The following is a 14,911-nucleotide window of genomic DNA, read 5'->3' as shown; positions in this document are numbered from 1 at the left end:
CTACGTTGGCTCAGTGGCTGTCAGTGCCGGCCTGCAGTAGGCCCAGCAGGGCGGGGTCGGCCTGGCGCCCGGTGTAGTCGGCGACCCAGTGCTTCTCCCGGGAAAAGAGGCGCAGGGCCTTGAGCCCAGGGTCGGGGCCGAGGGCGAACCAGTGCTCGGCGCCGGCGGGGACTTCCAGGTAATCGCCGGGGCCCGCTTCCAGCAGCACCTGGCTGCCATCCGCCCGGACCACGCCGAAGTAGCCGGTGCCGGCCAGGATGTATCGCACCTCGTGGTCCGTATGGGTATGGACCTGGGCGAACTGCTGGCGCAGGCGGGGCAGTTCGGGCAGGTCGGCGTGGAAGGCCACCAGGTCCCGGCCGGCGCCGGCGGGGGCCTGCACGGCCTGGCCCAGGCTGGCGTCGAGGTGTTGCAGCAGCTGGGCCTGTTGCGCCGGGTCCAGTTCGGGCCGGGCCAGCAGGGCGGCGGTGTGCGGGTCCTGGGGCAGGGGCAGGTGGCGCAGGGTCAGGCCCAGGCTGCGGGCGAGGGCGTTGACGGTGGCCGGGTCGGCTTCGTACTTGCCATCGGGGGTGAACAGGCGTGCCATGCCGGGGCTCCAGTGGTTGCGGGCGGGGGCCGATCGCGGCGACCGGGCCCTACGCCGGAAGTGAGGATGGGAGCCACTTTAGGGATTTGCCGGCGCCGGCGGAAATACCGATTGGTGGGGTCGATATGCGGCGGCGGAATATGGGGCTGGGGACGCGCCCGGCCAGAGGGGCGGCGGATGGCGCCGGCCAAGAAAAAGGCCGCCCGGAGGCGGCCTGTGGCGGGGCGGTTAGGCCTGCTTGGGGCCGGCTGTCCGCTTATTGCCAGTAGTTGGGGCGGGCGTAGCCCTGGAAGTGCTTGTCCAGCACGGCCTTGAATTCGGCGGACTTGAAGGCAGCGACGATGTCCTGGGCCCAGGCCTTGTTCTGGTCTTCGGTCTTCACCGCCACCACGTTGAGGTAGTGATCCGGGGTCTTTTCCAGGGAGATGGCTTCGCTCAGCTTGAGGCCGGAGGCGATGGCGAAGTTGCCGGGCACCACCACCAGGCCGGCGTCGTCCAGGGTGCGGGGCAGCTGGGCAGCTTCGATGGGGGTCAGCTGCAGCTTGCGCGGGTTCTCCGCCACGTCCTTCTCGGTGGCCTTGAGGGCGTCGATGCCGGCCTTGACCTTGATCAGGCCGTTCTGCTCCAGGAAGTGCAGGGCCCGGGCCAGGTTGGAGGGATCGTTGGGCAGGGTGACGCGGTCGCCGTCCTTGACGTCCTTGAGGCTCTTGGCCTTCTTGGAGTAGAGGCCCATGGGGGCCACCGGCACCTTGACCACGTCGGTCAGGTTGAGGCCCTTGTCGGCGGAAAACTTCTTCAGGTAGATGACGTGCTGGAAGACGTTGGCGTCCAGGGAACCCTGGGCCAGGGCCAGGTTGGGCTGCACGTAGTCGTTGAATTCCACCAGCTTCACGCTGTAGCCCTTCTTTTCCAGGATGGGCTTGATGCCCAGCTTGACCTGGTCGAAGTTGGGGCCGGCGGTGGCGCCGATGGTCAGGTTCTTCTTCTCCTGCGCGAAGGCGGGAGCCGCCGCCAGGCCCAGGGCCAGACCGGCAACGAGGAGGGAACGGATCAGTTTCATGTGTTTGGACTCCGTAGTTGGGGGTGAATCAAAAGCGTTTGCCACAGAGGGCACAGAGATCACAGAGGGGGTTCATTCTCCGTGGGGTAGGGCGAGGAACCTGGAAAGGGCCGGTGCCCTGGCAGCCAATAAGGACGGACTTCTCAGCCATGCCATGCTGAACAATGGCGTCCCTATTGCCTCCCAGACCTATCGCCTTTTGCCTTTTCTCTGTGCTCTCTGTGTCCTCTGTGGCTAAAAAGGTTTTCTACTCAGTTCAGCGCTTGTCCACACGCCGCGCCAGCCATTGGCCGAAGAACTGGATGCCCTGCACCAGCACCACCAGCAGGACGATGGTGATCAGCATCACGTCGGTCTGGAAGCGGTAGTAGCCGTAGCGGATGGCCAGGTCGCCGATGCCGCCGCCGCCCACCACGCCGGCCACGGCGGAGTAGGAGAGGAAGCTGACGGCGGTGATGGTGACCGCCAGGATCAGGCCGGAACGGGCTTCCACCAGCAGCACCTGGGTGACGATCTGCAGGGGCGAGGCGCCCATGGCTTCGGCCGCCTCGATGACGCCCCGGGGCACGTCGCGCAGGGTCTGCTCGATGATGCGGGCGAAATAGAAAATGGCGGCCAGGGATAAAGGCACGCTGGCGGCCAGGGGGCCGATGGAGGTGCCGACGATGTGCCGGGTGAAGGGCGACACCGCCACCAGCAGGATGATGAAGGGGAAGGAGCGGAAGACGTTGATGAAGCCGTTGGCCACCAGGTTGAAGCGACGGTAACGGCCCAGCACCTGGCCGGGGGAGGTGAGGAAGACCAGGATGCCGAGGGCGCCGCCGACGATGACGGCGGCGGTGAGGCAGATCAGCATCATCAGGCCGGTCTCGCCGGCGGCCTTGCCGATTTCCGGCAGCAGTTCGATGAAGGTGTCGAGGATGGTGGGCACGGGGGCCAGGGTTTCATCAGCCATGGGCGGCCTCGCTCAGCAGGTGTTGGGGGGCGGGCTCGGCGGCGGCTTCCTCGGCGTCGCCTTCGGCATCGCCGTATTCGCGCAGCCACTGGGCCAGCTGGGAGTCGGGCGGGATGCGGCCGTTGGCGATGGTCAGGCGCTCCACGATCTGCCCCGCTTCCATGACGGAAACCCGGTGGCAGAGGCGGCGGATGACGCCCATCTCGTGGCTCACCAGCAGGATGGTGACGCCCAGGCGGCGGTTCACGTCGGCCAGCACTTCCAGCAGGGACTGGGTGGTGCGAGGGTCCAGGGCCGAGGTGGGCTCGTCCGCCAGCAACACGTGGGGCTCCGGGGCCAGGGCCCGGGCGATGGCGACGCGCTGCTTCTGGCCGCCGGAAAGCTGGGCCGGATAGACCCCGGCCTTTTCGGAGAGGCCGACGAATTCCAGGCAGGTCTTCACCCGCTCGTTGATGCGGGCCTCGTCGGCCCCGGCGATGCGCAGGGGGAAGGCCACGTTGTCGGCCACGGTGCGGTTATGCAGCAGGTTGAAGTGCTGGAAGATCATGCCGATGCGCTGGCGGGCGGTGCGCAGGTCCGCGGGGGAGAGGGTCATCAGGTCCTGGCCGTGCACCACCACCTGGCCGGCGTCGGGGCGCTCCAGCAGGTTGGCCAGGCGCAGCAGGGTGGACTTGCCGGCGCCGGAGAAACCGATGATGCCGTGGATTTCGCCCGGGGCCACGTCCAGGTCGGTGGGGTGCACGCCCACCTGCTGGCCGTCCGGGGTGCGGAAGCTTTTGCTGACTCCCCGTAGCGCCAGGGCGGGGGAATCGGTGTTTTGAGTTGTCATTATGGGAAAACGCTGTTCTGGATGGTTCGGGTCGTCGTCGGGCACCTTGGGACAGTCAGGCTCGCCGAAAGTGCCGCGGGCGCCGGCTGGCGGGGACTTGCGCCGGGCCGGGGGCCGGGCGGGAAGCGCGGCGCCAGGGAGGGGAAAACCGCAAAGGCGGAACTTTAGCCCTCGAACCGGGGACTGACAAGCCGCTGAATGCTATGGATTTCCCGTAGCTGCCGTGTTTTTTCCCCTTTTCCGGTGCCGGGTTCCGGGGGGAAAGGCGCCTTGCCCATCCCCGCCGGTCCCCACTTACCCCGCCTGACGCAGCAGGTGTTTCTGGATCTTGCCGCTGGTGGTCTTGGGCAGGGCCTCGATGAAGTGGTAGCGCCGGGGCCGCTTGTAGTGGGCCAGCCGGTCTCCCTCCAGGAGGAAGTGGTCCAGGGCCTCCTGGGTCAGGGTGGCGCCGGGCTTGGCCACCACGTGGGCGGCCACCACCTGGCCCCAGGTATCGTCCGGCTCGCCCACCACCGCCACTTCCAGCACGCCGGGGTGTTCCACCAGGGCGTCTTCCACTTCCCGCGGATACACGTTTTCCGCCCCGGAATTGATCATGTGGTCGATGCGGTCGCGGATCCACAGGTAGCCGTTGGCATCCAGGCTGCCCAGGTCGCCGGTGTGGTACCAGCCGAAGGCCAGGGCCCGGGCGTTGGCCTCCGGGCGGTTGAGGTAGCCGCCCATCATGCAGGGCCCCCGCACCAGGATTTCGCCGACCTCGTCCGGCGCCGCCAGGTCGGCGGGGTCCGAAGGACTGCCGTCGGCCTTGACCCGGGCCACCAGCAGATCGTGGTTGAGGGAGGGCAGGCCGGCGGAGCCGGCGTGGGAAAGCTGTTCGTGGGGATAGAGCACGGACATGCAGGGCCCCATTTCCGTGGTGCCGTAGATCTGCACCAGGCCGGCGCCCACCTTCTTGTCCCATTCCCGGATCAGGTGGGGCGCCATGGAGGCGCCGCCGTATTCCACCAGACGCAGGCTGGAAAGGTCCCGGCTGGCCACGTCCGGGTGGTGCAGCAGCAGGGTGACCATGGTGGGGGCGGCGAAGAAGTGGGTCACCTTCTCCACCTCGGTCAGGCGCCAGGCCTCGCCGGCGTCGAAGCGGCGCAGCAGCACCTGGGTGGCCCCCAGCTGCAGGCGGGGCAGGAAGCTGGTGTGCAGTTCGGCGGTGTGGTTCAGGGGCGCCACCGCCAGGCCCACGTCCTCCCGGGAGAGGGTCATGGCCTGGTGCATCATGGCGTTGTGGGCCAGCTTGCTGCGGTGGCTGTGCAGCACGCCCTTGGGCCGGCCGGTGGTGCCGCTGGTGTACATGAGGATGCAGTTGTCGTTTTCCTCCACGATCACCGGCGGCAGGGTGGCGGGCTGGTGTCGCACCAGCTGGTCCAGCCTGGCGGTGGCGAAGGCGGGGGCTGCGTCGGTGTCGGCGTAGATCCAGTGGGTCGTGGGTACGCCGTGCTCCCGCGCCTTCTCCACGACCTCGCTGCCTTCCTGCTCGAACAGCAGCACCTTGGCCTGGCCGTCTTCCAGGATGAAGGCCAGTTCCTGGGCCGCCAGGCGGTAGTTGATGGGATTGAAGACGGCCCCCACCCGGGCGGTGGCCAGCAGGGAAAAGACGAAGGCCGGGGTGTTGTAGAGGAAGGCGGCGACCACGTCGCCCTTCTGCACGCCCAGGGCGAGGAGGGCGTGGGCGTGGCGGTTCACCTCGGCGTTGAGCTGGGCGTAGGTCCACACCCGGCGCTGGGCCGGCGTGTCGTGATCGCCGCCCTCCCAGGCAATGAGGGCGGGCTTGTCGGGGAAGTAGCGGGCGGGCCAGGAAAGGGTGTCGCCCAGGGTCAGGCCGCGGCTCATGGGCGGACTCCGGCGGGGCGGTGGGACTTGGTGTGCATGGCGATGGGGCCCGCAAGGGGCGCGGCAGCATTGAACAGGCTGCCACTGTAGGGCCCGGCCCGCAGGGCTGTGAAATACCGCTTGTGTCTTTCTATATTCCGCCGCGGCCCGGGATCGGGTTATCCGGCACGTCCAGGGTCAGTCGCAGCATGTCGATGAAGGCGGCGCTGCGGGTGGGCAGCAGGCGTCGTCCCGGGGTGACGCACCAGACGGTGACGCAGGGCAGCTCCCATGCGGGCAGCAGGCGCTGCAGCTGGCCGCTTTCCACATAGGGGCGGGCGAAGCGGTGGGCCAAGCCGACGATGCCCATGCCGTGGGCCGCCAGGGTGCGCTGCATGCCCACCGAGTTGGCCGTCAGGGGGCCCGTGGGCAGGCCCTCCCAGCGCTCGTTGCCGCAGGAGAGGCGCCAGGGCTGGGCTTCGCCGTTGCTGGTGATGAGGCGCAGGCAGATGTGCTGCATCAGCTCGGCCGGGGCCCGGGGGGCGCCGTGGCGCTCGACGTAGGCCGGGCTGGCGTAGAGGCCGGAATGGAACCGGGTCAGGGGCCGGGCCACCAGGCTGGTGTCGTCCGGTAGCTGGCTGGCGACCCGCACCGCCAGGTCGAAGCGTTCCGCCAGCAGGTCCACCCGGCGCGGCGACAGGTCCAGTTCCAGGCGCACCGCCGGGTAGTGGGCGGCGAAGTCGATGAGGGCCGGGGCCAGGTCCAGCTCGCCGAAGTCCGGCGGCATGGAAACCCGCAGCACGCCCTGGGGCGTGGCCTGGCGGTGCAGGGCCAGGGCGGCGGTGGCTTCGGTTTCCTCCAGCAGGCGGCGGGCGTGGTCCAGGATGCCTTCGCCGAATTCGGTGATGGCCAGGCGCCGGGTGCTGCGGGTCAGCAGCCGTTCCCCCAGGGTGGCCTCCAGGGCGGTGATGCGGCGGGAGAGGGTGGACTTGGGCAGGCCCACCCGCTCGGCGGCCTTGGAAAAGCTGCCTGCTTCCATGATGCGGGCGAACAGCACCAGGTCGTTGGCGTCCAGCTTGAGGTCGGGGGTCATGGCGGGCTCCGGGCGTAAATGGCGTGTCGTTGCATTGATGGAACAATGATATCCATTTGAAGGGCTTCCGATGCGTTATTGCGGGTAATAAAGTGCACTCAACGGTTCGCCGGAGCAGCATCAAGCAGCCCGGCCCCGCACCCCAACCCCACGGAGAAACCATCATGAAAATCCTGCAGATCAACGCCAGCGCCCGTTCCGCCGGCTCCAACTCCACCCGCGTCGCCGATTCCATCACCGCCCGCCTGCAGGCCGCCCATCCCGGCGCCCTGGTGGAAGTGCGTGACCTGGCCGCCAATCCCCATCCGGTGCTGGACGAGCCGGCCCTCTCCGCCCTGTTCACCCCCGCCGAGCAGCGCAGCCCCGAGCAGGCCGCCCGGGTGGCCCTGGACGATGCCCTCATCGCCCAGGTGCAAGCCGCCGACGCCATCGTGCTGGGCGTGCCCATGTACAACTTCGGCGTGCCGGTGCAGCTGAAGGCCTGGATCGACGCCATTGCCCGTGCCGGCGTCACCTTCCGCTACACCGAGAAGGGAGCGGAAGGCCTGATCACCGGCAAGAAGGTGTACGTGGCCCTGGCCCGGGGCGGTCTCTACCGCAACACCCCGGCCGATTCCCAGGTGCCCTACCTGAAGAGCGTGCTGGCCTTCCTCGGCATGACCGACGTGGAATTCATCTACGCCGAGGGCCTGGCCATGGGGCCGGATGCCGCCGCCAAGGGCTTCGCCGAAGCCCAGGCCCAGATCGACGCCATCGCCGCCTGAGCCTGACGCCGCCGGTCCGCTCCCCTGCCTGCGGGCAACGGGCCTGGGCCGGCGCTGTCCACCGTTTAACCTGGGAGGCCCGTCCTCCCCGCCGCCGTCCCGCCCGGGATGCGGCTTCATCAGGAGTCCATGCCATGACCACTCTCCACCGTACCGCGCCGCCGGCCGCACCGGCTGCCGCCAACGCTGCCAATGCCGCCTCCCGGGCCGTGGAACGCCTGGTGCGGGGCATGGCCACTTCCGACGGGGCCGGCGTGCGCCTGACCCGGGTGCTGACCCAGAACCTGCAGCGCCGCCTCGATCCCTTCCTCATGCTTGACGCCTTCCGCAACGAAAACGCGGAGGACTACATCGGCGGCTTTCCCGACCATCCCCACCGGGGCTTCGAGACCGTCACCTACATGATCGCCGGCCGCATGCGCCACCACGACAGCGTCGGCAACGAGGGCCTGCTGGGCCCCGGCGGCGCCCAGTGGATGACCGCCGGCAGCGGCCTCATCCACTCCGAACTGCCGGAGCAGGAGGAGGGCCTGATGGAAGGCTTCCAGCTATGGCTCAACCTGCCGGCCAGGAACAAGATGGTGGCGCCCTACTACCGGGACATTCCGCCCGCCGCCATTCCCGAATACACCACCCCCGCGGGCGTGCGGGTGCGCATCATCGCCGGCGCCAGCCAGGGCGTGGCCGGGGCCGTGCAGCGCCCGGACACGGAGCCCCTCTACCTGGACATCCACCTGCCTGCCGGCAGCGCCCTGTTCCACGATATTCCCGCCGGCCACAACGCCTTCACCTACACCTACCGGGGCAGCGTGGAGGTGGGCGGCAATGTGGTGCCCGACCGGCACATGGCCATCCTGGCCAACGACGGCGCCCCCGGCGTGCACCTGGCGGCGGCGGAGGATTCCCGCCTGCTGCTGGTGGCGGGCCGGCCCCTGGGCGAGCCCATCGCCCAGTACGGCCCCTTCGTCATGAACACGGCGGAGGAAATCCAGCAGGCCATGCGCGACTACAGCGCCGGCCATTTCGCCGCCGCCCCGGTGCGGGCCCTGTAGCTTTTCTCCTTCTCCCCTGGCAACGCCGCCGGCCTTGCGCCGGCGGCGTTTTTCTTTGGCGCCGCCATCGCCGGCGGGGCAGGCAAAAGGCATTAAAGGGGCGCAAAATTAGGGGGTGCGGGGCCGCCCGGCCCCGGCGGAAGGGAGAACGACATGAAACGATGCGCCCTCTTGCTGCTGCCCCTGCTGCTGGCCGCCTGCGGCGGTCCCGGCAGCTATGCGGAACGGGAGGATTTCCAGTCCGACCCGCGCCATCGCCGGGATTTCCCCACGGCGGCGGCGCCCCTGTGCGATGCGGCCCGGCGGGTCCTGCTGGGGGACGGCTACGTGGTGCTGCCCGGGCGCGACGCCCTGACCTTCAGCGGCGCCAAGGAATTCCGGGTGGACGACAAGGGCCACGCCCAGCTGCGCCTGCACCTGGCCTGCAGCGAGGCGCACAGCGGCGCCACCCTGTTCGTCACCGCCACGGAAGAGCATTTCGACGTCAAGACCACCCGCCAGAGCACCAGCGTCGGCGTGCCCCTGGTGGCCCCCATTTCCTTCAGCAGCAGCACCGAGGGCGACAACCAGGTCAAGACCCGGGGCGAGACCGTGGCCGCCCGGGATTTCTACGAGCGCTTCTACCGGGCGGTGCAGCGGGAACTGGGCGGCCGCCAGTAAGGACGGGTAGGGAAGGGGGAGGGGGCAGGAGCGCCGGTCCCATTCCCGGTGCGGGGCAGGGCAGGGGCGGAGGCCGCAGCGGGTGTCGCGGCCCGGAGCGGGGGCGCCAAAACAAAAGGCCGAATCTCCAGGAGATCCGGCCGTCCTCATGGTCGAGCAAGCGCCGGACGAGGCCGGCGGGTCCCCCTATTTTTTATTATTTGATCGGCTTGCCCAGGCGGGTGACGGCGGCCACGGCGTGTTCCACCGTGGCGGCGACCTGCTGGCCCATGTCGGTGACCTGCTGCTGCACCCGGGCCTTGTGTTCCTGCTGGCTCATGGTGACGATCTGCTGGGCGTTCTGCAGGTAGGCCAGGGTCTGGCCCAGGACCGGCTGGGTGGCCTTGGTCTGCAGTTCCAGCACTTCCTGGGCCGACTTGGCGCCCATGACGCAGCGGGTGTGCTCGATGCCGTGTTCCAGCAGGGCGCGGGCGGTGTTGAGGTTGAGGTTGGCGAGACGTTCGATGCTGGCGAAGCTGCCGTGGGCCAGGTCCAGGGTGTTTTCCATATTGGTCTTGGTGACGGCCAGCAGATGGTTGTGCAGATTGATCATGTTATTACCCCTAGCGTTGTCTTATAAGTATCGGTGTCGATGTATCGAGCGGCGCCATCATAGCCACGGCAACCCTGCCTGGGACCCGGGTCGAGTCCCGGGAATGACCCTGGGGTCTCGCCTAGGTGAGAAGCCGGCGGGGATGTGTTAGCCCGGTGCCGCCCGTGCCTGCGGACGGTCCCGGCGCCGGTCGTCGCCCTCTGCGGCAGAGGGCGGGCGGGCCTGGCGGCGGAACCCTTTACCCCCGATGACAAAAGGGGTAAATGCATCTTACGCCCACTCTGGAAGCGCAATGAATACGCCACTCTCCAGAGGTCATATGCCAAGAGTCCTACTGTAAGTGGCTTTCCGGGGAGGGGGTCTGTTAATGCCCATGGAATAAGCGCTGCCCGGCAGGTCCGATGAAATCAGGCATCTCCTTGGCGCTATTGGTGCGCTGCGACATGGGAACGGTGGCAGAGGCAAGGTGGCAGATGAAAGGCGACGTGGGACGGGCGGCGCGCCGGCAGGCCGGGGCAGCCTCTTAACGCCCCGGCCGATGTACTGTATATTTATACAGCAATGAAGGATGAGCCCTGCCCACTCCCTGATGATTCCCGTGCCCCGGTCCCGCCCGCCGACCTGCCCGCTGCCGCGGCCGGAACAGCGATGCCTGCCGCGGTGCTGCCCGAACGGCGCATCGCCCACCTGGACATGGACGCCTTCTTCGCCTCGGTGGAACTGCTGCACTACCCGGAGCTGCGGGGCCAGCCGGTGGTGGTGGGTGGCCGCAGCGTGGACCGGCCCCGGCGCCAGGCCGACGGCAGCCTGCACTTCGCCCGCCTGCGGGACTACGTGGGGCGCGGCGTCATCACCACCTCCACCTACGAGGCCCGGGCTCTGGGCGTCTTTTCCGGCATGGGGCTGATGAAGGCGGCCCAGCTGGCGCCCGATGCCATCCTGCTGCCGGCCAACTTCGACGCCTACCGGGACTATTCGCGCCGCTTCAAGGCCGCCGTGGCGGCCATCGCGCCCTGTATCGAGGACCGGGGCATCGACGAAATCTACATCGACCTCAGCCACATCGAGGAGGCCACGCTGCCCCTGGCCCGGCGCCTGAAGGCGGCGGTGCTGGCGGCCACCGGCCTCACCTGTTCCATCGGCATCAGCCCCAACAAGCTGCTGTCCAAGATCTGCTCCGACCTGGACAAGCCGGACGGCATCACCGTGCTCGGCATGGAGGAGGTGCCGACCCGCATCTGGCCCCTGGCGGCGAAGAAGATCAACGGCATCGGCCCCAAGGCCAACGAACGCCTGGGCCAGCTGGGCATCCACAGCATCGGCGACCTGGCGGCGGCGCCGCCGGAAATGCTGGTGCAGCACTTCGGCCGCAGCACCGGCGCCTGGCTGCACCGGGCCGCCCACGGCATCGACGAGCGGCCCTTGAGCACCTCCCGGGAGCCCAAGTCCATCAGCCGGGAAAGCACCTTCTCCCGGGATCTGCACGCCCGTCACGACCGGGCCGAGCTGTCGGAAATCTTCACCGGCATGTGCCTGCGGGTGGCCGACGACCTGGCGCGCCAGGGCTACGTGGCCCGCACCATCGGCATCAAGCTGCGCTATGCGGACTTCCAGTCGGTGACCCGGGACCTCACCCTGGCCGTTCCCACCGCCGACGGGGCGGCGATCCGCAAGGCCGCCGGCGAATGCCTGAAGCGGGTGCCTCTGCAGCAGCGCCTCCGCCTGCTCGGAGTGCGGGCCAGTTCCCTGCTGCCGGCGGCGGCAGCGGCGGCCCTGCCAGCGCCCCTGGTCCAGGCCGAACTGCCCCTCTAGGGCCGGGGCAGTGTCCCCGTTTTTCGGGGGGCGGCGATGGCCTTTTTTTGCGCCGCCGGAACCATGCCGGCGGGACAACCTTGACGCGCGTCAAGCCTGCATGGGGCGTGGAACCCAGCTTCCACCGTGGCGCCCGATTCTATTGACCCTGATCAAAGTACGTTTTCTGCCGCTGAAGAAATTGGGGCCTCCTCACTCAATTTTTTCAGGAACAGGGAGCCATGAAAACGAAGCGTTTCAACCTACTCAGGCTGGCGGCCATTCCGGCCCTGGCCTTGGCCATGCAGTTCGCCTTTGCCGGCACCCCGGAATCCCACGGTGACGCCACCATGCGGGACTACCAGGCCGGCGGCGGCTCGCCCCTGGCCAGCGTGCCCATGCACCAGGACATCAATCCCCTGGCGCCGAAGATGACCGAGGCCGAGTTCGAAAAGGCCAAGCGCATCTTCTTCGAGCGCTGCGCCGGCTGCCACGGCGTGCTGCGCAAGGGCGCCACCGGCAAGGCTCTGACGCCGGACCTGACCATCGCCAAGGGCCTGGAATACCTGAAGGTCTTCATCAAGTACGGCTCCGCCGGCGGCATGCCCAACTGGGGCACTTCCGGCGTTCTCAGCGACGACGAGGTGGACCTCATGGCCCGCTACATCCAGCAGACGCCCCCGGCGCCTCCCGAGTACGGCCTGAAGGAAATGGAAGCCAGCTGGAAGGTGATCGTGCCGGTGGAAAAGCGGCCGAAGAAGAAGCTCAACAACCTCAACCTGGACAACCTCTTCTCCGTCACCCTACGCGATGCGGGCGAGATCGCCCTGATCGACGGCGACAGCAAGAAGATCGTCAGCATCCTCAACACCGGCTACGCGGTGCACATCTCCCGCATGTCCGCCTCCGGCCGCTACCTGTTCGTCATCGGTCGCGACGCCAAGATCAACCTGATCGACCTGTGGATGGAAAAGCCGGACACCGTGGCCGAGATCAAGGTGGGCATGGAAGCCCGCTCGGTGGAAAGCTCCAAGGCCAAGGGTTTCGAGGACAAGTACGCCATCGCCGGCACCTACTGGCCGCCCCAGTTCGTCATCATGGACGGCGATACCCTGAAGCCGCGCAAGATCGTCTCCACCCGGGGCATGACCGTGGGCACCCAGGACTACCATCCGGAACCCCGGGTGGCGGCCATCGTCTCCTCCCACTTCAACCCGGAATTCTTCGTGAACGTGAAGGAAACCGGGATGGTCTACTCGGTGGATTATCGTGATCTCAACAACCTGAAGATCAAGATGATCGAGGCGGCGCCCTTCCTCCATGACGGCGGTTTCGAATCCACCCACCGCTACTTCATGGATGCGGCCAACGCCTCCAACAAGATCGCCGTGATCGACACCAAGGACGGCAAGCTGGCCAAGCTGGTGGATGTGGGCAAGACGCCGCACCCGGGCCGGGGCGCCAACTTCGTCGATCCCAAGTTCGGTCCCGTGTGGGCCACCGGCCACCTGGGCGACGATTCCATCTCCCTCATCGGCACCGACCCGGTGAAGCACGGCGACAACGCCTGGAAGGTGGTACGCACCCTGAAGGGCCTGGGCGGCGGTTCCCTGTTCCTGAAGACCCATCCCAAGTCCAAGAACCTGTGGGTGGACACCACCCTCAACCCGGAAGCCAACATCAGCCAGTCCGTGGCGGTGTGGGACGTGAACAACCTGGACAAGGGTTACGAGCTGCTGCCCATCGGCGACTGGTCCGGCATCAAGGATGGCCCCAAGCGCATCGTCCAGCCCGAGTACAACAAGGCCGGCGACGAAGTGTGGTTCTCCGTGTGGAACGGCAAGGACCAGGAATCGGCCATCGTCGTGGTGGACGACAAGACCCGCAAGCTGAAGGCCGTGATCAAGGACCCCAAGCTGGTGACGCCGACGGGCAAGTTCAACGTTTACAACACCCAGCACGATGTGTACTAATGGGGTCTAGCCTCTCCTGAAGCGGCATCCCAGCAAGACGAGAGAAGGTGATCCTTCTCTCGTCTTTTCATTGGTCACCCCTAGCCGGAATCGCCCATGTTCAGTCCCAAGGAAAGCCGACGCTGCAGCCGGGAGCTGTTGTCGGACATCCCCCTCTTCAACGGCCTGGCCGACAGCGTGACGGACCAGCTGCTGGCCGCCAGCCGGGTCGTCTCCATTCCCGCCCACACCCAGATCTTCTCCGTGCAGAGCCCGGTCAAGGAAGCCTTCGTCCTGGTGCGCGGCACCCTGCGTCGCAGCACCCGCCTGGCCGGCGAGGTGGAGAAGACCCTGGAACTGATCCAGAGCCCCCAGCTCCTGGCCCCCGGCGAAGTTTTCGGCGCCGAGCGCTACACCTCCCAGTGCGAGAGCCTGGGCAGCAGCCTGATCCTGGTCATCGACGCCTGGCGCCTGCGCGCCATCGTGCAGCAGGACCTGCCCCTCAGCGACCGTCTCATCCAGCTCCTGGCCCTGCGTCTGCGCAGCACGGAATGCGACGTCACCAGTTACCACTACGGCCTCTCCGCCACCCAGCGGGTCCTCGACTACCTGCTGGCCCAGGGCGGCGAAGCCCTCAAGTCCGCCGGCGAAACGCCGGTGACCCTGCGCCCGAGCAAGAAAATGATCGCCGCCCGCCTGGGCATCACCCCCGAGTCCTTCTCCCGCTGCCTGCGGGAGCTGATCGACCTGGGCCTGATCGTGGTGGACGGGCGCGTCCTCTACATCCAGAACGCCGCCCTGCGGGATTACGAGAACGGCAATCCGGAGCGGCGCATGAGCTTTTCCCGGCGCGAGCGGGCCGAGATCATCCGTCCGCGCAAGAAGCTGTCCGCCGGCGCCCTGGTCAATCTCTGCGGCCGCCTGCGGGTCCTTTCCCAGCGTCTGGCCACCTCCTGGGCCATGATCGCCACCGGCCTGCCGCCGGCCAAATACCAGGTGCGCCTGCGGGCCCTGGTGGGGGATTTCGAGCGGGTGGACAAGCGCCTCGACGGCCTGGCGCTGGCGCCCGAAGTGGGCGAGCGGCTGCAGGCGGTGCAGGCCATCTGGCCCGCCTACCGGGAAGCCCTGCTGGGCAGCGCCACCCCGGCCGAGGCCGCCGCCGTGCTGGGGCTCAGCGAAAAGATGCTGGAGGCCACCGACGCCATGACCAAGGCCGCCGAACTGTGCGGCGAAACCCCGGATGCCCACTACGTGAATACGGCCGGGCGCAACCGCATGATCTCCCAGCGGGTGTGCAAGCTCTTCCTCTTCTGGGACTGGCCCGGCTGCGAAGACCTGGGGGAGCCGGCCCTGACCGAATCGGTGCGGGAATTCGCGCGCAACCTGGCCGAGCTGCAGCAGAACAGCCACGGCGTGGCCGAGCTGGCGCTGCAGCTGAAGGAGGTGGACGCCCAGTGGCAGGTCTTCATCGCCTCCCTGCTGCCCGACCTGTCCCGGGCCCGGCGCACCCACCACGCCCGGGTGGTGTTCACCGAAGGCGAGCGCCTGCTGCGCCTGATGGATACCACGGTGAAGCTCTACGAGCGGCTGGGCAAATGAGGCCCGCCCGCCGCTCTTGACCGGGATCAAGCCTGCACTTCGCCAACTGACTGGTAACAAAGGATTATTTCCGGGCCGCCGGCCGCAGCGCGAAAAACTTGCCCGGGCCGGCACA

At 67.9% G+C, this 14,911-nt stretch carries 13 protein-coding genes; 6 read left to right on the top strand and 7 right to left on the bottom strand.

The genetic code is table 11. The annotated features are described in order from the left end of the window. Positions 1-10 precede the first annotated feature (10 nt). The 6 genes from ACLSSQ_RS11425 to ACLSSQ_RS11400 all read right to left on the bottom strand — a co-directional run bounded on the left by ACLSSQ_RS11425 (position 11) and on the right by ACLSSQ_RS11400 (position 6,386). Entirely contained in the window at positions 11-586 is a 576-nt protein-coding gene (locus ACLSSQ_RS11425) for a cupin domain-containing protein (protein WP_416242722.1), read from the bottom strand. A gap of 256 nt (positions 587-842) precedes the next feature. Further along, the gene (locus tag ACLSSQ_RS11420; protein WP_014237133.1) at positions 843-1,646 is read right to left on the bottom strand and encodes a MetQ/NlpA family ABC transporter substrate-binding protein; all 804 of its coding nucleotides are present in this window, start codon (positions 1,644-1,646) and stop codon (positions 843-845) included. A 256-nt stretch (positions 1,647-1,902) separates the two neighbouring features. Continuing rightward, positions 1,903-2,601 (bottom strand): methionine ABC transporter permease, encoded by a 699-nt coding sequence (locus ACLSSQ_RS11415; RefSeq protein WP_014237134.1) that lies wholly within the window; start codon positions 2,599-2,601, stop codon positions 1,903-1,905. After that, entirely contained in the window at positions 2,594-3,430 is an 837-nt protein-coding gene (locus ACLSSQ_RS11410; RefSeq protein WP_416242721.1) for a methionine ABC transporter ATP-binding protein, read from the bottom strand. The genes ACLSSQ_RS11415 and ACLSSQ_RS11410 overlap by 8 nt, the downstream gene beginning before the upstream one ends. A 294-nt stretch (positions 3,431-3,724) precedes the next feature. After that, positions 3,725-5,314 (bottom strand): fatty acid--CoA ligase, encoded by a 1,590-nt coding sequence (locus tag ACLSSQ_RS11405; RefSeq protein WP_416242720.1) that lies wholly within the window; start codon positions 5,312-5,314, stop codon positions 3,725-3,727. Positions 5,315-5,444: 130 nt separating this feature from the next. Further along, positions 5,445-6,386, bottom strand: coding sequence for a LysR family transcriptional regulator (locus tag ACLSSQ_RS11400; protein ID WP_416242719.1), 942 nt, complete (start codon positions 6,384-6,386; stop codon positions 5,445-5,447). Positions 6,387-6,550: 164 nt separating this feature from the next. Between ACLSSQ_RS11400 and ACLSSQ_RS11395 the strand changes: the two genes are divergently transcribed. The 3 genes from ACLSSQ_RS11395 to ACLSSQ_RS11385 all read left to right on the top strand — a co-directional run bounded on the left by ACLSSQ_RS11395 (position 6,551) and on the right by ACLSSQ_RS11385 (position 8,862). After that, a complete protein-coding gene (locus tag ACLSSQ_RS11395; protein ID WP_416242718.1) occupies positions 6,551-7,150 on the top strand; it encodes an FMN-dependent NADH-azoreductase in 600 nt (199 codons plus the stop codon). A 134-nt stretch (positions 7,151-7,284) separates the two neighbouring features. Beyond that, positions 7,285-8,202 carry a pirin family protein gene (locus ACLSSQ_RS11390; RefSeq protein ID WP_416242717.1) on the top strand — a complete coding sequence of 306 codons (918 nt, stop codon included), beginning with the start codon at positions 7,285-7,287 and terminating at the stop codon, positions 8,200-8,202. 153 nt (positions 8,203-8,355) lie between these two features. After that, the gene (locus ACLSSQ_RS11385) at positions 8,356-8,862 is read left to right on the top strand and encodes a DUF2242 domain-containing protein (RefSeq protein WP_416242716.1); all 507 of its coding nucleotides are present in this window, start codon (positions 8,356-8,358) and stop codon (positions 8,860-8,862) included. A 196-nt stretch (positions 8,863-9,058) separates the two neighbouring features. Here the strand turns inward: ACLSSQ_RS11385 and ACLSSQ_RS11380 are convergent, their stop codons facing one another. After that, positions 9,059-9,454 carry a phasin family protein gene (locus ACLSSQ_RS11380; protein ID WP_014237141.1) on the bottom strand — a complete coding sequence of 132 codons (396 nt, stop codon included), beginning with the start codon at positions 9,452-9,454 and terminating at the stop codon, positions 9,059-9,061. Between the two features lie 648 nt (positions 9,455-10,102). Here ACLSSQ_RS11380 and dinB point away from each other — a divergent pair. The 3 genes from dinB to ACLSSQ_RS11365 all read left to right on the top strand — a co-directional run bounded on the left by dinB (position 10,103) and on the right by ACLSSQ_RS11365 (position 14,796). Further along, on the top strand, positions 10,103-11,266 hold the full coding sequence (dinB, locus tag ACLSSQ_RS11375; protein ID WP_416242715.1) for a DNA polymerase IV: 1,164 nt from the start codon (positions 10,103-10,105) through the stop codon (positions 11,264-11,266). Positions 11,267-11,487: 221 nt separating this feature from the next. After that, positions 11,488-13,218 (top strand): cytochrome D1 domain-containing protein, encoded by a 1,731-nt coding sequence (locus ACLSSQ_RS11370; protein ID WP_416242714.1) that lies wholly within the window; start codon positions 11,488-11,490, stop codon positions 13,216-13,218. A gap of 96 nt (positions 13,219-13,314) precedes the next feature. Beyond that, a complete protein-coding gene (locus ACLSSQ_RS11365) occupies positions 13,315-14,796 on the top strand; it encodes a type IV pili methyl-accepting chemotaxis transducer N-terminal domain-containing protein (RefSeq protein ID WP_416242713.1) in 1,482 nt (493 codons plus the stop codon). Positions 14,797-14,911 lie beyond the last annotated feature (115 nt).

Source organism: Azospira sp. APE16 (assembly GCF_047901315.1).
In the GTDB taxonomy this organism is placed as follows: domain Bacteria; phylum Pseudomonadota; class Gammaproteobacteria; order Burkholderiales; family Rhodocyclaceae; genus Azospira; species Azospira oryzae.
The sequence above is the reverse complement of the archived record's forward strand: the minus strand, read 5'-3'. Positions and strand labels throughout refer to the sequence as shown.